Annotated in this window: 18 protein-coding genes; 8 read left to right on the top strand and 10 right to left on the bottom strand. The window is 72.7% G+C overall.

Going from position 1 to position 18,580, the window contains the following annotated elements; genetic code table 11:
- The first annotated feature begins 52 nt into the window (after positions 1-52).
- Entirely contained in the window at positions 53-2,011 is a 1,959-nt protein-coding gene (locus ACO0M4_RS02090) for a transglycosylase domain-containing protein (RefSeq protein WP_430367786.1), read from the top strand.
- 36 nt (positions 2,012-2,047) lie between these two features.
- On the opposite strand, the gene def is transcribed toward ACO0M4_RS02090, so the two are convergent.
- The 8 genes from def to ACO0M4_RS02050 all read right to left on the bottom strand — a co-directional run bounded on the left by def (position 2,048) and on the right by ACO0M4_RS02050 (position 10,014).
- Complete coding sequence (def, locus tag ACO0M4_RS02085; protein WP_430367785.1) at positions 2,048-2,677, bottom strand: peptide deformylase; 630 nt, start codon at positions 2,675-2,677, stop codon at positions 2,048-2,050.
- A 69-nt stretch (positions 2,678-2,746) separates the two neighbouring features.
- Entirely contained in the window at positions 2,747-3,745 is a 999-nt protein-coding gene (locus tag ACO0M4_RS02080) for a tetratricopeptide repeat protein (RefSeq protein WP_430367784.1), read from the bottom strand.
- Positions 3,746-4,075: 330 nt separating this feature from the next.
- Positions 4,076-5,431 (bottom strand): HD-GYP domain-containing protein, encoded by a 1,356-nt coding sequence (locus ACO0M4_RS02075; protein WP_430367783.1) that lies wholly within the window; start codon positions 5,429-5,431, stop codon positions 4,076-4,078.
- The gene (locus tag ACO0M4_RS02070) at positions 5,428-6,831 is read right to left on the bottom strand and encodes an HD-GYP domain-containing protein (protein WP_430367782.1); all 1,404 of its coding nucleotides are present in this window, start codon (positions 6,829-6,831) and stop codon (positions 5,428-5,430) included. Before ACO0M4_RS02070 ends, ACO0M4_RS02075 begins: the two co-directional genes overlap by 4 nt.
- A gap of 236 nt (positions 6,832-7,067) precedes the next feature.
- The gene (gene rsrA / locus ACO0M4_RS02065) at positions 7,068-7,460 is read right to left on the bottom strand and encodes a mycothiol system anti-sigma-R factor (RefSeq protein ID WP_430367781.1); all 393 of its coding nucleotides are present in this window, start codon (positions 7,458-7,460) and stop codon (positions 7,068-7,070) included.
- A complete protein-coding gene (locus tag ACO0M4_RS02060) occupies positions 7,457-8,158 on the bottom strand; it encodes a sigma-70 family RNA polymerase sigma factor (RefSeq protein ID WP_430371192.1) in 702 nt (233 codons plus the stop codon). The genes rsrA and ACO0M4_RS02060 overlap by 4 nt, the downstream gene beginning before the upstream one ends.
- A 323-nt stretch (positions 8,159-8,481) precedes the next feature.
- Positions 8,482-9,129 (bottom strand): alpha/beta hydrolase family protein, encoded by a 648-nt coding sequence (locus tag ACO0M4_RS02055; protein WP_430367780.1) that lies wholly within the window; start codon positions 9,127-9,129, stop codon positions 8,482-8,484.
- 54 nt (positions 9,130-9,183) lie between these two features.
- Positions 9,184-10,014 (bottom strand): SOS response-associated peptidase, encoded by an 831-nt coding sequence (locus ACO0M4_RS02050; RefSeq protein ID WP_430367779.1) that lies wholly within the window; start codon positions 10,012-10,014, stop codon positions 9,184-9,186.
- Between the two features lie 35 nt (positions 10,015-10,049).
- On the opposite strand from ACO0M4_RS02050, the gene ACO0M4_RS02045 reads away from it, so the two are divergent.
- The 4 genes from ACO0M4_RS02045 (at position 10,050) to ACO0M4_RS02030 (ending at position 13,776) form a co-directional block, all read left to right on the top strand.
- Positions 10,050-10,763 (top strand): M50 family metallopeptidase, encoded by a 714-nt coding sequence (locus tag ACO0M4_RS02045; RefSeq protein WP_430367778.1) that lies wholly within the window; start codon positions 10,050-10,052, stop codon positions 10,761-10,763.
- Positions 10,764-10,942: 179 nt separating this feature from the next.
- Positions 10,943-12,295 (top strand): 3-phosphoshikimate 1-carboxyvinyltransferase, encoded by a 1,353-nt coding sequence (gene aroA, locus ACO0M4_RS02040; protein ID WP_430367777.1) that lies wholly within the window; start codon positions 10,943-10,945, stop codon positions 12,293-12,295.
- A 13-nt stretch (positions 12,296-12,308) separates the two neighbouring features.
- The gene (rsgA, locus tag ACO0M4_RS02035) at positions 12,309-13,316 is read left to right on the top strand and encodes a ribosome small subunit-dependent GTPase A (RefSeq protein ID WP_430367776.1); all 1,008 of its coding nucleotides are present in this window, start codon (positions 12,309-12,311) and stop codon (positions 13,314-13,316) included.
- Positions 13,317-13,452: 136 nt separating this feature from the next.
- Positions 13,453-13,776, top strand: coding sequence for a DMT family transporter (locus ACO0M4_RS02030; RefSeq protein WP_390014517.1), 324 nt, complete (start codon positions 13,453-13,455; stop codon positions 13,774-13,776).
- A gap of 20 nt (positions 13,777-13,796) precedes the next feature.
- Here the strand turns inward: ACO0M4_RS02030 and ACO0M4_RS02025 are convergent, their stop codons facing one another.
- On the bottom strand, positions 13,797-14,453 hold the full coding sequence (locus ACO0M4_RS02025; protein WP_430367775.1) for a TetR/AcrR family transcriptional regulator: 657 nt from the start codon (positions 14,451-14,453) through the stop codon (positions 13,797-13,799).
- A 181-nt stretch (positions 14,454-14,634) separates the two neighbouring features.
- On the opposite strand from ACO0M4_RS02025, the gene hisN reads away from it, so the two are divergent.
- Together hisN and ACO0M4_RS02015 are read left to right on the top strand one after the other, a co-directional pair.
- Positions 14,635-15,438: a histidinol-phosphatase gene (gene hisN, locus ACO0M4_RS02020; protein ID WP_390014513.1), complete on the top strand. Its 804-nt coding sequence runs from the start codon at positions 14,635-14,637 to the stop codon at positions 15,436-15,438.
- 203 nt (positions 15,439-15,641) lie between these two features.
- Positions 15,642-16,040, top strand: a complete 399-nt coding sequence (locus tag ACO0M4_RS02015; protein ID WP_430371190.1) for a CBS domain-containing protein — start codon at positions 15,642-15,644, stop codon at positions 16,038-16,040.
- Between the two features lie 192 nt (positions 16,041-16,232).
- Here the strand turns inward: ACO0M4_RS02015 and ACO0M4_RS02010 are convergent, their stop codons facing one another.
- A complete protein-coding gene (locus tag ACO0M4_RS02010; protein ID WP_430367774.1) occupies positions 16,233-17,696 on the bottom strand; it encodes a catalase in 1,464 nt (487 codons plus the stop codon).
- A 160-nt stretch (positions 17,697-17,856) separates the two neighbouring features.
- Here ACO0M4_RS02010 and ACO0M4_RS02005 point away from each other — a divergent pair, with 160 nt between their 5' ends.
- Positions 17,857-18,276, top strand: a complete 420-nt coding sequence (locus ACO0M4_RS02005; protein WP_390014507.1) for a Fur family transcriptional regulator — start codon at positions 17,857-17,859, stop codon at positions 18,274-18,276.
- Positions 18,277-18,580: the final 304 nt, after the last annotated feature.

The following is an 18,580-nucleotide window of genomic DNA, read 5'->3' as shown; positions in this document are numbered from 1 at the left end:
AGCGGGCGGCCGGAGCGGCAACCCGAACCTGTGCTTCCGCATCTACGCAGATATGGAGGGCAGGAAGAAAAGTCGCCGATACATCGACTATCCCCGCCTGGGCCGGAAGGGGGTGCGTCGTTGGCTGCCGTCGTGGCGCCTGTGGCTGGGCACGTGCACCTTCGTCCTGGCCTGCCTGGCGGGGCTGTTCGCGTTTGTCTACGCGAAGATCGACATCCCCAACGAGAACGCGCTCGCCGCCCGCGAGGCCACCGTCTACTACTGGGCGGACGGCAGCCAGATGGTCAGCGTCGGCGCCGTCAACCGCCAGAACGTCACCCTCGACAAGGTGCCCAAGCACGTCCAGAACGCGGTGATAGCAGCGGAGAACGCCACCTTCTACGAGGATCACGGGGTCTCGCTCACGGGCATCGCCCGGGCCGCGGTGAACATGGTCTCCGGCGGGGACACCCAAGGCGGTTCGACCATCACCCAGCAGTACGTGAAGAACACCTATCTCTCGCCGGATCAGACCGCGACCCGCAAGGTGAAGGAATTCATCATCTCGCTGAAGGTCAACAACCGGAAATCCAAGGCGGATATTCTTCGGGGCTATCTCAACACCAGCTGGTTCGGCCGCGGTTCGAACGGCATCCAGGCCGCCGCGCACGCCTATTACGGCATCGACGCCAAGGACCTCAATCCCAGCCAGGGCGCCTTGCTGGCCGCCCTCCTGAAGGGCTCCGAGCAGTACGACCCGGGGCTGAGCAAGGCCAACCACGCCCGGGCGGTGTCCCGTTGGAAGTGGATCCTCGACCGGCTGGTCGCCACCGGCGCGATGAGCAAGGAAGAGCGGGCGCAGTACCGTGAATTCCCCGAGCCGCGCCCGGTGACCAAACCCACCAGCCAGGCCGGCCAGATCGGCTATCTCATCGACATCGCCAACAAGTTCGTGAAGAGCGCCACCGGCCTGACCGACAAGGACCTGGCCCGCGGCGGCTACCGCATTCACACCACGTTCGACAAACAGCGCACCCACCGCCTGGAAAACGCCGTCGCCGACGTCCGCAAGCAGAAGCTCGATTCGAAGCATCGCCCCTCGGACACCTTCGTGGAATTCGGTGCGGCCTCGGTGCGTCCCACGGACGGCGCGATCCTCGCGCTCTACGGCGGTGCGGACGCCACCCGGCACTTCAGCAACAACGCCGACACCACCGCGGTCCCGGCCGGCTCCGCCTTCAAGCCGTTCGTACTGGCCACCGCCCTCCAGCAGGAGGCCGAGCAGTACGGCGACCAGCCGCGCCCGGTGGACAGCCCCAGTCAGTCCGATGCGCTGCTCAGCGCCTTGATGCAGGGCTCGAACGTCCCGTTCGTGCAGGCCGGGAAGAAGCTCGGACTGGAGCGGATCCGGGACCTGACGCTCAGCCTGGGGCTGCGCAAGGAGAGCCTGGCGCAGCTGGAGCAGACCTTCCCGCTGGGCACCTCGGCGCCCAGCGCCGTCCGGATGGCCAGCGCGTACAGCACCTTCGCCAACGGCGGGCGGCACGCCGAGCCGTACGCCGTCTCGAAGATGACCTACCAGGGCAAGGCGGTGGCCGGCTTCGAGCGCGCCGAACCGCAGCAGGTGGTCACCCCGGCGGTCGCACAGGTGGTGACCAACATGCTGGCGGGGCTGGGCTGGCGCAGTCTGCCGCCGGGCGGCACCAAGACGAGGATGCAGCCGCCCGCCGCCGCGGCCACCGAGCCCGGGGACCGGATGAAGTCGGCGTGGTTCGTCGCCACCCCGCCGCCGGGCGGCGCCGCCGACCTGGCCGCGAGGGTGCGTCCGGATCCGGCCGCCGGCTCCGGTGTCCGTGCCGACCGCGCGCCCGGTGCCGGGGACGGCGCCGAGCCCACCACCGCGATCACCCTCTTCCGGAACAAGCCGGGCGCGCCCCAGCTGCTGCCCCTGAACGGCGTCGGCGGCCCCGACACCGGGCTGGGCACCTCGCTCCCGCCCCAGGTCTGGGCCGCCTATCAGAACGTCACGTAGGGCCGTACAGGGCCGGAGCCCCGCTCGGCCGTCGCGTCAGTCGTTGGCGACGACGGGGTAGCGGGGCTCCCGCTCGGCCATCTGCTTCAGCGCGTCCTTGCGGTCGCGCTTGGAGAGCCGGTCGATGTAGAGGTAGCCGTAGAGGTGGTCGGTCTCGTGCTGGAGGCAGCGCGCGAAGTAGCCGGTGCCCGCCACCACGATCGGCTCGCCCTTGGCGTTCTGGCCGCGGACCACCGCGTAGTCGGGACGGGCCAGCTCGGCGTACGCGCCGGGCACGGAAAGGCAGCCCTCGTTGGAGTCGTCCAGCACCCGGCGCCCGGCGGGCAGCTCGTCCAGGACGGGGTTGCAGACCGCCCCGACGTGCCGGACGCCCTCGTCGTCCAGGCAGTCGTAGACGAAGACCTTGAGGTCCACGCCGATCTGGTTGGCGGCCAGGCCGACGCCCTCGGCGGTGCGCTGGCTGGCGAACATGTCGTCGATCAGCTGCGCCAGCTCGTCGTCGAACGCGGTGACGTCCTTGCACTCCTTGTGGAGGACCGGATTGCCGACCACGGTGATCGGACGGGAGGTGCCGCGCTCCCGGTGGGCCGCCTCGCGCTCCTTGGCGTCCGTGACGTCGTCGATGAATTCGACGCTCTCCTGCTGATCACTGTCCTGCTGGGCCATCTCCGCCGTACGCCTTCCTGCAAAACCCTGGGGGAACGCCCTACAGCCTACGGGGACGCGGTCGTCCGCTCAGCAGACCTCTTCAAGATCGCGCCATTCCCGGGTGTCCGGGCTGTCCGCGACCCAACCGTCCAGCAGCCCGCGCACCAGGGCCGCGGGCGCCGCGATGCCGCACTCGCGCTCCGGGGCCCACAGCGAGCCGGAGCCGGCGGTGCGGTGGCCCAGCGGCCCGGGGTGGCCTGGTTCGCTGTGGTCGTGCGGGTCCAGGTGCTCGCCGTCGCCCTCGTCGCTGGGCATCCGGCTCTCGGAGCAGGTGCGGCACAGCAGCCGCACGGACGACGACCAGTCCTCGGCGGCGAAGCCGGCGTCGGCCGCCAGCTGCTCCAGCGCGTCCCGGTCGGCCTCGGTGGCGGCCTCCAGGAGCACCACCCAGGTGGGTACCGGGGAGGGCGCCCACAGCTCGATCTCGTCGAAGACCGGGAACGTCCGGGTCTCGCCGGCGGCCCCGGTGGTGGTCCGCTCGCCGTGCGGGACGCCGTCGTGCAGCACCACCTCGCCCCAGCGCCGCCCGGAGGACGGCAGCGGGATGGAGAGCACCTCGATCCGGGCCGGGTCCAGCCGCCGGCCCCAGACCACCTCGGCCTCGCCCTCGGGCGAGAGCCGCACCGCGGCACTGCCCAGCGCCATCCCCAGCGGCTCCCCGGACGGCGAACCCTCACTGGGGACCTTCAGGCCGTACGCCTGCCAGGCGCGGCGGGCCAGCGGCCAGTCCTGGAGGGCGGTGGCGGCGATGCCCACGTTCCACCAGTCGGGCGCCCCGGTCTCGCGGTCCAGCAGCGCCACCGCGCGCAGTCCGGCGGCCCGGGCCTGCTCCCAGTCGTGCCGGAACTTGTGCAGCAGCGCGAGGTTGAACCAGGACTCCGACAGCCACGGCTCCATGTCCGCCGCGCGGGTCAGCAGCGCCCCCGCGTCCTCGTAACGGCCGTCGCCGATCAGCGTGAAAGCGCGGTCGGTCGCCTGCCGCCACGAGGCGGAGGGCCGGTGCCGTACCTTGCCGAAGATCCTCACGATTCCCGCCTGCTGGTTGCTCTTGTGCCGCTCCGGAGGTGTCCCGGGCGGTTACCCGGGGCCTTCTGGGGGCCCACTCGACAACCTGCCACAGATTGCCGTCGGGCTCAGCCTGGTGTGCTGCGCCCCCCGTGCGGCTCATGCCCTGCGCCGACCCCCTGAACCCCCCTTCAGGGGGCTCCCTTCGCATCCAACCATGCCCATCTCGCGGGGCGCTCATTACCCATGGGTTCCCGGTCGGTGGACGGGCCGGGAACACTGTGCGACAGGGGTGTGCGAGGCCCCCGCCGGGGGCGTGCGAACCGGTTCCGCGCCCCGACGCACCAGGGCTCAGCCCGCCCGGTCGCCGCGCCCCAGGACCCGGGCGAGCGCCTCGACCACCCGCGGCTCGTGGTCCCGGGCGGTGGCCAGCCGCAGCCGTTCCAGGGCGCGCAGCCGCCCCGCGGGCCCGGCGGCGCCCGCCACAAGGTCGTCGTAGGCGTTGACGGTGCGGACGATACGGGCGGTGACCGGCTGCTCCCGGTACGGATCGGCCTGCCGCTCGACGATCACCGCGACCTCCGGCGGGGCCCCGGTCTGCCGGGCCACGGCGCCGCCCAGCAGGGCGATCCGGCGCTGCTCGGCGGGCGGCAGCGGGGCGGTGGCGCCGTCCGGCACCGGGTCGACGAGCGACAGCTGGCCGATGTCGTGCATCAGGGCGGCGTGTTCGAGGACGTCCAAGTCCGGCCCTCCGAGGCCGAGTTCCCGCCCCACCGCGCGGCTGAGTCCGGCCACCCGGCGGGCGTGGCCGGGCGGGGTGCAGCCGGCGATCTCGGTGGCACGGGCCAGCGAGGCGATGGTCTGACGATAGGTGGCGCGGACCCCCGCGTACCGGCGGAAGGCGATCTGGGTCAGCAGCAGCGGCAGACAGAACACCGGCAGCGCCCACAGCCCGGCGACCGCGACGGCCAGCGCGATGACCACGCCGGTGGCGCAGATGGCGGTGCCGATGCCGGGCAGCGCCCGCAACTCGTCGCGCAGCAGCGGCCCGTACGGCCAGCCGGTCCGAGCCCGGGCCAGTGCGGCCGCCAGCACCGCGTCGCAGAGGGCGGTCAGCGCCAGCAGCACGGCCAGGAAGAGCGGGCGGACCGGACCGGCCGCGACCCAGGCGGGCAACGCCCCGGCGCCGTAGAGGGGTTGGCAGCAGGTGGCGGCGAACCCGACGGTCAGCACCCGGCGGGCGAACGGGTCCAGCACCGGCCCCCCGCCGCGCACCAGATAGGGGACGAGCCCCACCAGCCCGGCCGCCACCACCACCGCCACGGTCTGCGGCACCCCGTGCGCGGCCGGCCGGCCGCCCGCCTCGCCGAGCAGCGCGTAGCCGAGCGCGCCGGCCGCCCCGAGCGGGGCACCCTCCCGCAGGCCCGGCAACGCCGATGACGCCCGCGGGGACCCGCCGGACGGCGTCGGGGGACGGCGCATCGACGGGACGCGGGCCGCCCCGGAGTTGAGCGCGTGGGGAAGGCCGGACGCGGGGCCGACCGGGTGGGCGGGGACCCGGCGCACCGCCTCGCCCGCCGCGATCAGCACCCCGAAGGCCAGCGCGGTGCGCGGCGCGGTGATGCCGTGCCACAGGGTGTAGCCCAGGCCCCAGCAGGCCAGCGCGGCGGCCGGCCCGTGCACCCAGACGGCCGTGCGGCGGCTCATCGGGCGGCGCCGCGGCCAGCGCCCGGCCGGTGGGCCCGGACCGGAGGGGCCGCGCCGCGCCCCGCCGGGGCCGGGTCGGGCGCCCGCTCCTCCCCCGCGGTCACCTGCTCCGGCCGCCAGCCGTGCTTGTCGAGGGCGGCGGCCAGCGCCCGTACCATCCGCGGGTCGAACTGCGTCCCGGCGCACCGGCGGAGTTCGGCGACCGCTGCGGGGACCGGGCGGGCCCGGCGGTAGGAACGGGTGGAGGTCATCGCGTCGAAGGCGTCGGCGACCGCCACCACCCGCGCACACTCCGGAATCTGATGTTCCGTCAGCCCGTAGGGGTAGCCACTGCCGTCCACCCGCTCGTGGTGGTGCAGGATCGCCGCCCGCGCCTCGCCCAGGAAGCCGATGCCGCGGACGATCTCGTGCCCGTACTCGGGGTGTAGCTCGATGATCCGCCGCTCCTCCGGGGTCAGCGGCCCGTCCTTGCGCAACAGTCGGGTGGGGACGCCGAGTTTGCCGACGTCGTGCAGGATCCCGGCGAACCGCAGCACCTCCAACCGGTCCTCGGCCATGCCCAGCTCCCGGGCGATCAGCACCGACGCCCGCCCGACCCGCTCACTGTGCCCGCGGGTGTAGCGGTCCTTGATGTCGACGGCCTGGACCAGGGCCCGGACGGTGGCCTGGTGGGCGGCGCGTTCCCGCTGGTACTGCGCGAACGCCCAGCAGGAGAGGTGCACCGGCAGCAGCACCAGCAGCGCCGCGGGCGGCCCGTAGGCGCTGTGCCAGAGCACCGCCATCATCAGCCCGGTCAGCCCGTGGACGAGGTGCGGGACCGGCAACCGGGCCGCCGGGCCGCGCCAGGCGGTCCGCAGCGGGTGCCGCTCGGCGAGGACCAGCACCCCGCCGCCGAGCACGATGAGCACGGCGCAGAAGGTGCCGGCGGCGGCCAGCGCGGGCAGCAGCAGCTCGGGGAGGGGGGCCGCGGCCGGGGCGACGGGGCCGGCGGCCCGGAAGACGTGGGCGGCCGCCCAGGCGGCCAGGGCGAGTTCGGCGGTGTGCCAGAGGCGGCGGGCGGCCGGCCAGGGGTGCGCGGCCGGGGCGAGCAGGCCGCCGGGGACGGCGACCAGGACGGCCAGCGGCGGCGGCAGCAGGAAGGATCCGGCGAGGACGACGGGGGTGGCCCAGCCCGGAGGAAACGTTCCGGGCGAAGCGTCGGGACCGGTGGCGTGCCGCGCCGGGCCGTCGGTCAGCGGGCAGCGGCGGATCCGTTCGCACAGGCCGTATAGGGCACCGAGGGCCAGCGCGCCGGTCCATGGGGCGGCGGCGCCGAGCCGTACCGCGGGGGCCGCGCAGAGCGCCGCAGCCAGGGCGGCGCAGCCGATGTACACCCGCGCGGCCGTCGGAAGTTCCCGCATCGCGCCCTCCTCACCGTGCCCGACGCACCCCCGCCACAGCGGATGGCCATGCACCGCAGGGGTCCGGCGAGAATAGAGGGGCCGCGGCGCCCGAGGGGGCGCATCGACGGATCGGGTGGGACGGATCGTCCTGCCCCTCACTCCCAGGGGTGAAGGGGGCGCGCGCCTGTTCGGCGCGCGGGCGGGTCGGCCGGGCAGGGCGAACCGGTGCGGGACCGGGCCCGCACAGGGCGGCCTTACTCGGCGTGCGCGCCGTTACCGGCCGCGTCGGCCTTCGAGGGCGCTCCGGCGGCGCCCCGGGCGTCCGCCGCGCGCTCCCGCTCGGCCTGTTCGTGCCGGGCCTGGTCCAGGACGCTCACCTCGGGCACCGTCTCCCCGGCCCGGATCAGGTCGATCCGGCCCATGACCTTGGACCGCAGGTCCGTGGGGACGTCGTCATGCCCGCAGCAGCGCTTGACGAGCTTCTTGACGGCCTGCTCCAGACCGTACTTCTCCAGGCACGGCGAGCACTCGTCGAGATGGACCTGGAAGTCGGCGCACTCCCCGGCCGGCATCTCTCGGTCGAGATACTCGTAAAGGTGGTCAAGGACCTCTGAGCAGTCCTTCTCGTGCGGCTCTCCGCAGCTCATGATCCTGAGCCTTTCCGGTCGTGCGACTCCGGCGCCTGCGCGGACTCCGACTGGGCAGACGCGCCCGCCGGAACCAGCCCGCGCTCACGGGCGTAATCCTCCAGCATGCCGCGGAGTTGGCGCCGGCCGCGGTGGAGACGGGACATCACCGTGCCGATGGGTGTCCCCATGATGTCCGCGATCTCCTTGTACGCAAAGCCCTCGACATCCGCGAGATAGACGGCGATCCGGAATTCCTCGGGGATCGCCTGGAGCGCGGCCTTCACGTCCGAGTCGGGAAGGTGGTCGAGCGCCTGCGACTCGGCGGAGCGCAGACCCGTCGACATGTGGGACTCGGCGCGCGCGAGCTGCCAGTCCTCGATCTCGTCGGCGGCGCTGCGCTGCGGCTCACGCTGCTTCTTGCGGTAGGAGTTGATGAAGGTGTTGGTGAGGATGCGGTACAGCCACGCCTTGAGGTTGGTGCCCTCCCGGAACTGGTGGAAGGACGCGTACGCCTTGGCGTACGTCTCCTGCACCAGGTCCTCCGCGTCGGCCGGGTTGCGCGTCATGCGCAGGGCGGCGGAGTACATCTGGTCGAGGAAGACGAGGGCGTCCCGCTCGAAGCGCGCATTGCGCTCGGCGTCGCTCTCCGTCCGGCCCACGGTCTGCTCCGCAGCCGGGCCGTCGGTCCCTTCGTCGGTTCCGGTGACCGGACCCACCTCCTCCAACACCGTGGCCCTTCCCGCGGCTGCCTGCGCCACGGGCCCTCTCGATTCGGAGAATAGACGACGATCCGGTGCCGCCGCCGCTCCAGCCAGGGCTGACTGCGTCACCTGCATCTGCGGCCACTGCAGGTCGGCGGCCGGTCGAGCCGGGCAAGCGATTCCCATGCGGCGGACTCCCATTCCTCGTGTGCGCTGGCTGTGCTCCATGTCTACGCATGGCACAACAGCGGCACCGGCCCAGATCATTCCCGGCCGGACCGGCCGGTTGTTCACGCGTTCCGGCAGGTCGGGCCGGCGCCCCCCCGCGCCCGGGCCCGTCAGCCGAACATTCCGTCCAGCCACGCCACCACCGCGTCGGTGAGCGCCGCCATCGACTCCGCCTCGGTCACCCCCGCCGACTTCGGCACCGCGAAGCCGTGGTCGCCGTGGGCCACCTCGGTGAGCTCGGTGCCCGCCGGGAACTCCTCGGGGCGCCCGAACGGGTCCCGGCCCCCCTGGACCACCAGGGTCGGCACCCCGGCGCCGGTCAGCTCGTCGACCCGGGACTTCTCCGGCTTCCCCGGCGGGTGCAGGGGGAAACTCAGCGCCAGCACGGCGTGGGCGCCCAGCTCGCGCGCCGTCCGGCAGGCCACCCGGGCGCCGGCGCTCCGGCCGCCCGCGACCACCGGTAGGCCGGGCTTCTCCAACGCCGGCCAGAGCGCGGTCCATCCGACGTCCAGGGTCTTCGGCGCGGGCGCCACCTTCTTACCGGCCACCCGCCACGGCTGCTCGACCAGCGCCACGGTGTAGCCGCGGGCCGGCAGCACCGCCGCCAGGGCCGCCAGGTCGCGGGCCTCGATGCCGCCGCCCGCGCCGTGGCTCACGGCGACCACGGCCCGGGCCGGCTCGGCGTCGCGGTACCAGGAGATCCGGGCGTCGCCCGCCGGCGTCGCGACCGTCTCGCTCTCGTTCGCCCTCGTACTCATACGCCCATCCTGCCCGTGGTGTGCCGGGGAGGGCGGCGCGGCCCGCCCGGCCGGTCAGAACAGCGTGCCGACCTCGGGCCCGTCGAGTTCGGTGACCAGCTCCGGCCCGTTGTTGCGGACGTTGCTGACGTCGGTCGGGACCGGGTGGGCCCGCATCAGTCCGGACGGCGGCGGGACCAGCAGCGCGCGGAGGTCGTCGGGGTCGGTGCGGGCCGGGTCGAGCCAGGCGTCCCAACGGTCCGGCGGCAGCAGCAGCGGCATCCGCGGATGGATCTCGGCGAGCGACTGCGGGCCCTCGCCGCCACCGGCCCCGGCCAGCGGGGTGGTCTCGGCCTCGGTGGTGACGACGGTGCAGGTCACCCACCAGGCCAGCGGGTGGTCGCCGGGCAGGGTGCGGTCCCGCCAGAACTCGTAGAGCCCGGCCATCGCCATCACCGAACCGTCCGCGGGCGTCACGAAGTAGGGCTGCTTGCGGGGGCGCTTCTTCCGGCCCTGCTCCTCCAGCTGCCGCTCGGCGGAGCCGGTGACCCACTCGAAGTAGCCGTCCCCGGGGAGCAGGCAGCGGCGGGCGGCGAACGCCTGCCGGAACGACGGCTTCTCGTGCACCGTCTCGGACCGCGCGTTGATCATCCGCGCGGCGCCCTCGGGTGATTTCGCCCACGCCGGGACCAGGCCCCACTTGAGCGTCCGCAGCTGGCGGACCGGGCCGGGCGGGAAGGCTGCAGCGGCCTCGCCCTTGAGGGGACGTTCCAGTACCACCTGCACGTTGTCCGTCGGAGCGACGTTCCAGCTGGGCGCCAACGACTCCGTGGGCTCCCACTGCTGGACGCCGAAGATCCCCACCAGGTCCTCGGGCTGCCGGCTCGCTGCATACCTACCGCACATGCATGCCACACTGCCATGCCACACGAAGGGGAGACATGGACACCCACCACATCACCGACGTCTGGGACCGGGTCTTTTCGGCCCAGCCCGGCCCCTCGCTCTGGCTGGTGATAGTCACCGGCGTGCTGGCCCTGGGCGCCATCGTCCCGCGCACCGCCTGGCACCTGTCGCGGAACGCCGTCACCATCGCCCACGAGGGCGGCCACGGGCTGATCGCGCTGCTCACCGGCCGCCGCCTGGACGGGATCCGGCTGCACTCGGACACCTCGGGACTGACCGTCTCACGCGGCAAACCGCACGGTGTGGGCATGATCCTGACCGCCGCGGCCGGCTACCTCGCACCGTCGCTGCTGGGCCTTGCCGGCGCCGCGCTGCTGGCCGCCGGGCACACCACGGCCCTGTTGTGGGGGGCCACCGCACTGCTGCTGGTGATGCTGGTGATGATCCGCAACGCGTACGGCGTGCTCACCGTCGTACTGGCGGGCGGCACCTTCCTCCTGGTGTCCTGGCTGACCGCGCCCGAGGTGCAGGCGGCGTTCGCGTACGCGGTGGTGTGGTTCCTGCTGCTGGGCGGAGTGCGGCCGCCGTTCGAGCTCCAGGGGAAGCGGCGGCGCGGTGGGGCCGTGGACTCCGACCCCGACCAGTTGGCGCGGCTCACCCACGTCCCGGCCGCCGTGTGGCTCGGATTCTTCCACGTGGTGACGGTGTGCTCCCTGCTCGGCGGCGGGCGCTGGCTGCTCGGCATATGAAGGAGGAGCGGATGTCCCTACCGATGGCATCCGGTAACCCATATTCCGTATGTCGGTGTCGCCCCTGTTGCCCCGGAGAGGCCCGCTGCCTGCGGTTGCACCACGAGAGCCGTGTTTCGCACAGGTTGCGACGCTTTTGATCAAGATCGGAACCCTTGTCCAGCCATTAAAGTAAGGGCATGACCGAGAGCCCCGCCCTTCCTGCCCTGTGGCCTGCCCCCGTCGCCCCCGGGGCGGTCGATGCGACCGTCACCGTGCCCGGCTCCAAATCGGTCACGAACCGCGGCCTGGTCCTGGCCGCCCTCTCCTCCGAGCCCGGCTGGCTGCGCCGCCCGCTGCGCTCCCGCGACACCCTGCTGATGGCCGAGGCGCTGCGCGCCCTGGGCGTCGGCATCGAGGAGACCGCCTCGTCCAGCTCCGCGGGCACCTCCGGTGGCGAGGCATGGCGGATCATCCCCGCCGGCCTGCACGGCCCGGCCACCGTCGACGTCGGCAACGCCGGCACGGTGATGCGCTTCCTGCCGCCGGTCGCCGCGCTCGCCGACGGCCCCATCCGCTTCGACGGCGACCCGCGCTCCTACGAGCGCCCGCTGGGCGGCGTCATCGACGCACTGCGCGCCCTCGGCGCCCGGATCGACGACGACAACCGCGGCGCCCTCCCGATGACGGTGTTCGGCGGCGGTGCCCTGGAGGGCGGCGCGGTCGAGATCGACGCGTCCTCGTCCTCCCAGTTCGTCAGCGCCCTGCTGCTGTCCGCGCCGCGCTTCAACCAGGGCGTCGAGGTCCGGCACGTCGGCGCGGCGCTGCCCTCGATGCCGCACATCCGGATGACCGTCGACATGCTGCGCAGCGTCGGCGCCCAGGTGGACACGCCGGAGGCGGGCGGCGAGCCGAACGTCTGGCGGGTCACCCCCGGCGCCCTGCTCGGCCGCGACCTGGTCGTCGAGCCGGACCTCTCCAACGCCCAGCCGTTCCTGGCCGCGGCGCTGGTCACCGGCGGCCGGGTCACCGTCCCGGACTGGCCCGAGCACACCACCCAGCCCGGCGACGCGCTGCGCGAGATCTTCACCGCCATGGGCGGCTCCTGCGAGCTGACCGACCACGGCCTGACCTTCACCGGCAGCGGCCGGATCCACGGCATCGACGTCGATCTCAGCGAGGTCGGCGAGCTGACGCCGGGCATCGCCGCGGTCGCCGCGCTCGCCGACTCGCCCTCCACGCTGCGCGGTGTGGCGCACCTCCGGCTGCACGAGACCGACCGGCTCGCCGCGCTGACCAAGGAGCTCAACGAACTCGGCGGCGACGTCACCGAGACCGCGGACGGACTGCACATCCGCCCCCAGCCGCTGCACGGCGGGATCTTCCACACCTACGAGGACCACCGGCTGGCCACCGCCGCCGCGATCATCGGCCTGGCCGTCGAGGGCGTGGAGGTGGAGAACGTCGCCACCACCGCCAAGACCCTGCCCGACTTCCCCGGCCTGTGGACGGACATGCTCGATCCGGCGTCCACCCCCGCCCGGCGAGCTTGAGGGTCGCCACACCATGCGCCGCTACGGGAAGAACCCCGATGAGGACGACGTCCGCGTCCGCCCCAACCGCAAGGGCAACCGCCCGCGGACGAACATCCGCCCCAAGCACGAGGACGCCCGCGAGGGCTTGGTCCTGACCGTCGACCGGGGCCGACTGACCTGCCTGATCGACGACCGCAAGGTCACCGCCATGAAGGCCCGCGAACTGGGCCGCAAGAGCGCGGTGGTCGGCGACCGGGTCGCCGTGGTCGGCGATCTGAGCGGCGACAAGGACACCCTGGCCCGGATAGTGCGGGTCGAGCCGCGCAGCTCCACGCTGCGCCGCACGGCCGATGACGACGACCCGTTCGAGCGGGTGGTGGTCGCCAACGCCGACCAGCTCGCGATCGTCACCGCGCTCGCCGACCCCGAGCCCCGCCCCCGGCTGATCGACCGCTGCCTGGTCGCCGCCTACGACGCCGGGCTGGACCCGCTGCTGGTGCTGACCAAGTCCGACCTCGCCGCGCCGGACGCACTGCTGGAGTCCTACGGCGCGCTCGGCGTCCCGTACGTCGTCACCAACCGCGACGAGCTGACCGACGGCAGTGCCGCCGAGCGGATCCGGGAGCAGCTGACCGGCCGGATGACGGCCTTCGTGGGGCACTCCGGGGTGGGCAAGACGACCCTGGTCAACGCCCTGGTGCCGGCGCGCCGCCGGGCCACCGGGCACGTCAACGCGGTCACCGGCCGCGGCCGGCACACCACCACCTCGGCGCTGGCGCTGCCGCTGCCCGGCGACACCGGCTGGGTCATCGACACCCCGGGCGTCCGCTCCTTCGGGCTGGCCCACATCGACCCGTCCCGGGTCATCCACGCCTTCCCGGACCTGAAACCCGGCACCGACGGCTGCCCCCGGGCGTGCAGCCACGACGAACCGGACTGCGCGCTGGACGCGTGGGTGGCCGGGGGGCACGCCGAACCGGCCCGCCTGTATTCCCTGCGCCGGTTGCTCTCCACCCGTGAACGACGCGAGGGCGACTGATCACCGCAAACCCCTGCCACCCGTCAGCGGCACGGGCATAATCGCCCCCGTGGCAGAACCGGTCCGGTCTGGTCCCGTCCGGTCGGAAGTGGTCACCTGGCTGAAGCGGTCACCGAGCTGACGGAGGCAATGGGATATGGCGTGGCTGCTGGTCGTGGTGGCGGGGCTACTGGAGACCGGCTTCGCGGTCTGCCTCAAGCTCTCGCACGGCTTCACCCGCCTCTACCCGACCATCGCCTTCGCGGTCTTCGCACTGGGCAGCTTCGGCCTGCTGACGCTGGCACTGCGCAAACTCGACGTCGGCCCGGCGTACGCGGTCTGGACCGGCATCGGCGCGGCCGGCACCGCGATCTACGGCATGGTCTTCCTCGGCGACCTGGTCTCCACGCTGAAGATCATCTCCATCACCCTGGTCATCGCCGGGGTGATCGGCCTCCAACTGTCCGGCTCGGCGCACTGATGTCCGTAGCGGCGCCCGGATCAGCCCGCGAGCCCGGCGAACGCGCCCCGCACGAGCCGGGAAACCGCCTCGGTCTCGCCCTCGGACTCCCGCCACGTCCGCTGCCGCGGCACCGTTACGCGCACGTCCGCCGGTAACCGGACCGGGTCCGGGGCCCGTTCCGGGCCGGCCGGCGCGACCACGCAGGACAGGGTCAGCCGGGCCGCGGCCTCACAGGCGACGTCCAGGGCCGGCAGCTCCTCCCGGGGTCGGCCGGGCGCCAGCGCCGCCACCGCCCGCTCATGGAACCGGCCGACGAGCTCGGCGGGCCCGGCCTGACCGGCCGGCAGCCGGTCGCCCCAGCAACCCGTCAGTGCCGCCCTGACCAGCGGGTTCGCCCGGGCGATCCGCAGCGTCCAGGTGGCCGCCGCGGTCATCCGGGCGGCCGCGTCGTCCTCCGACCCGGCCGGGCCGGCGTCGCCCGGAGCCAGCGCCCGCTCCACGCCGGCCAGATAGGTCTCGGTCTCCCGGCGGACGAGGGCCCGGGCCAGCCCGTCCTTGCTGCCGAACTCGTTGTAGAGCGTCTGCCGGGACACCCCGGCCGCGGCCGCCACCTCCACCATCCGGACGTCCGCCCAGGCCCGGGTCAGCAGCGCCGTGTAGGCGGCGTCCAGTAGGGCTTCGCGCGCCGAGGGCATCCGCCACCTCCCTGGCTCCGCCCGAACCATGGGCCGCTCACAGAATTGACGCACCGTCAGGGACTGTCAAGACCGCCGCGGGCGCTCCCGGGGCGGGTCCGGCGGCATCCGCGGACAGACCACCCGGAGGGCCCGGCATGGCCGTGTGGCTCCCGCGTATACCAGTGGATACTGTTCGCACATGCCCGACTATCACGATGATCTTCGCCTGGCACACGTCCTGGCGGACGCCGCGGACGCCGCGACCATGGAGCGGTTCAAGGCCCTCGACCTCAAGGTGGAGACCAAACCGGATATGACTCCGGTCAGCGAGGCGGACAAATCCGCCGAGGAGCTGATCCGCGGTCAGCTCCAGCGCGCCAGGCCGCGAGACGCGGTGCTCGGTGAGGAGTTCGGCAGCGAGGGCTCGGGGCCGCGCCGCTGGATCATCGACCCGATCGACGGCACCAAGAACTACATCCGCGGGGTGCCCGTCTGGGCCACCCTGATCGCCCTGATGGAGCGCGGCGAGGGCGGCGACCGCCCGGTGGTCGGGCTCGTCTCGGCCCCGGCACTGAACCGCCGCTGGTGGGCCGCGGAGGGCCTGGGCGCCTTCACCGGCCGCAGCCTGACCTCCGCGAACCGCCTCCACGCCTCCGAGGTCGGCCGCATCCAGGACGCGTCCTTCGCGTACTCGTCACTGACCGGCTGGGAGGAGCACGACAAGCTCTCCAGCTTCCTCGACCTGACCCGGGACTGCTGGCGCACCCGGGCCTACGGCGACTTCTGGCCCTACATGATGGTCGCCGAGGGGACCGTGGACATCTGCGCGGAGCCCGAGCTGTCGCTGTGGGACATGGCGGCCTGTGCGGTGATCGTCCAGGAGGCCGGCGGGCGCTTCACCGGGCTGGACGGCCGGCCGGGTCCGCACAGCGGCAATGCGGCGGCCTCCAACGGCCTGCTCCACGAGGACCTGCTGTCGTACCTCGGCGACAGCCGGAGCTGATCCACCACCGAGCGGACTGGGCCGGATCACCCACCGGAAACCCCCGCCGACCTGCACAGGGGCAGATGTTCGGACTGACGTCCAACATCTGCCCCTTGTTGTGCGCCCGAGAGCATGTGAACATGAGAACCCCCCACTTTGTGCACTTGTGAATCGTTTCGCATATTCACATGCACCCAAGGAGGTGGCTCTTCTCCATGTCCATGCTCGTCAAAGACGCCATGAGCACGGTGGTCCTCACCATCGGGCCGGCTCACACCCTCCGCCAGGCGGCGCGACTGATGGCGGCCCGCCGCATCGGCGCGGCCGTCGTCTTCGACAAGGACACCTACGGCGTCGGCATCCTCACCGAGCGCGACATCCTCAACTCCCTCGGCGCGGGCGAGAATCCCGACCGGGAGACCGCACAGAGCCACACCACGTCCGACGTGGTCTTCGCGACTCCGGACTGGACCCTGGACGATGCAGCGGGCGCCATGGTGCGCGGCGGCTTCCGCCACCTCGTCGTCCTCGACGACCTCGAACCGGTCGGCATCGTCTCGGTCCGCGACATCATCCGCTGCTGGTCCGACGCCCCCGACCGGGCGGCCGCGGCGGCCTGAGGGGCGCCCCGCACCCCGGCGCGACACCCGTCTCCCGAGGGCGCGCGAGCGGGCGTATGCAGGCACGCATACGCACGAAGAGGCCGGAGCCCCATGGCATCCGGCCTCTTCGGCATGTACGGCAAGCGACGATCGGTCGCCCGGGCGGCCGGCCGACGCCACGGGGGCGGCCGGCCGGACCGTGCGGGACCGCTAGCCGCGCAGGGCCTGGACCGCGGCCTCCAGCCGCTTGCCGTAGTCCGCGTCCGCCTGGCGGAAGTTCTCGATCGCGCGCTGCACTATGTCATCGCGGGAAACCTTGGCGATGAAGCCCGCCAGGTTGTTGATCAGGCGCTCCTTCTCCGCCTCCGACAGCAGGCGGTAGAGGTTGCCGGCCTGGACGAAGTCGTTGTCTTCGGCGTGCGAGGGCGCCGCGGTCTCGCCGGTCCCACCCGACACCGGGAACGGCTGCCACAGTGCCCGGCCGGTCTCGGTCGGACCGCCGAAGCTGTTCGGCTCGTAGTTCTTCTGGCGGCCGTGACGGCCGTCGTAGAGCGCGCCGTCGCGGCCGTGGGTGCGCGCCTCGGTGGCGTGCGGGCGGTTCACCGGCAGGTGGTCGGCGTTGATGCCGACGCGGTAGCGGTGCGCGTCGCCGTACGCGAAGAGGCGGCCCTGGAGCATCTTGTCGGGGGACGGGCCGATGCCCGGCACGAAGTGGTGCGGGGAGAAGATCGACTGCTCGACCTCGGCGAAGATGTTCTCCGGGTTGCGGTTGAGCTCCAGCTTGCCGATCTCGATCGGCGGGTAGTCCTCGTGCGGCCAGACCTTGGTCAGGTCGAACGGGTTGAAGCGGTAGTTGGCCGCCTCTGCCGCCGGCATGATCTGCACCTGGACGGTCCAGGTCGGGAACTCACCGCGCTCGATGGACTCGCGCAGGTCGCGCTGGTGGCTGTCCGGGTCCTCGCCGGCGAGCTTGTTGGCCTCGTCCTGGGTGAGGTTCTTGATGCCCTGGTCGGTCTTGAAGTGGTACTTGACCCAGAAGACCTCGCCCGCTTCGTTGTTCCACTGGAAGGTGTGCGAGCCGTAGCCGTTGAGGTGGCGGTACGACGCGGGGATGCCGCGGTCGCCGAACAGCCAGGTCACCTGGTGGGTCGCCTCGGGCGACAGGCCCCAGAAGTCCCAGACGTTGTCCGCCTCCTGGGAGCCGGAGTACGGGTCGCGCTTCTGGGTGTGGATGAAGTCGGGGAACTTGAGGGCGTCCTTGATGAAGAACACCGGGGTGTTGTTGCCGACGAGGTCGTAGTTGCCCTCTTCGGTGTAGAACTTCAGCGCGAAGCCGCGCGGGTCACGCACGGCGTCGGCCGCGCCGAGGTTGCCGGCGACCGTCGAGAAGCGCAAGAACGTCTCGGTCTGCTTGCCGACCTCGGAGAGGAACTTCGCGCGGGTGTACTTGGTCACATCCGCGGTCACCGTGAACGTGCCGTACGCACCGGCGCCACGGGCGTGCACGATGCGCTCCGGGATCCGCTCGCGGTTGAAGTGCGCGAGCTTCTCGATCAGGAGCTGGTCCTGGATGAGACCGGGGCCGCCGACGCCCGCCGTCTCGCTGTTCTGGTTGTCCCCGACGGGAGCGCCGGACTCCGTGGTCAGCGGTCCGGTGATGGTCTCTTCCGACACGTGCGCCTCCTGATGTCTTCGTACACCTGCCCTTGGCTTGCGCCGAACCCGATCCTACATTGGACTTTGTCTAAGTCAAGAAGTACCCGAACTTCGTACCTGATCCGGTGATGGACGACCGCTGCTACCCTGGTGTCTATCTGACTGATAGGTGATTGGCATGAGTGACCTGCTGGAACGGCTCCGGGGACGCGGCTGGCGGCTGACCGCACAGCGTCGCGTCGTCGCCGAGGTCCTGGACGGGGACCACGTCCACTACACCGCCGACGAAGTGCACGCCAAGGCGTCCGAGCGCCTCCCCGAGATCTCCCGCGCCACGGTCTACAACACCCTCGGCGAGCTGGTCTCGCTCGGTGAGGTGCTCGAGGTGAGCACCGACGGCCGCGCCAAGCGCTACGACCCCAACGCCCATCACGACCACCAGCACCTCGTCTGCTCACGCTGCGGCACGATCCGCGACGTGCACCTCCACGGCGACCCGCTCTCCGCACTGCCCGAGCCGGAGCGCTACGGCTTCGAGGTCTCCGAGGTCACCGTGACCTACCGGGGCATCTGCCCCACCTGCAGCACCCAGCCCTGACCCGGGACGGCCCCTTCCGGGACGGCCCCCTCGCCGGGCCGTACCCCTGGGCCGTGCCTTCCGGGCCCCGCCTCTGGGCCACAACCCCACGGCTGCACCCGAGGCCCCCACTCCCGGGGTGCACCCGCGCGGCGACCACCTCATGGGCCGCGCCCGCCGAGCCAACCGCCGCCCGGGCCGCGCCCCCACTACGGACCGCCGCCCGGGCCGTGCGCGGCCACCCGATGCGCCGCACCCCCGCGTACCGGCCGCTCCGCCACCTCGGCGGTGTGGTGCTCGTAGCGGCCGCCCCGCGGGCCTCCGG

Source organism: Streptomyces sp. RGM 3693 (assembly GCF_050471125.1).
Classification (GTDB): domain Bacteria; phylum Actinomycetota; class Actinomycetes; order Streptomycetales; family Streptomycetaceae; genus Streptomyces.
This window is presented reverse-complemented; position numbering and strand designations above follow the sequence as displayed.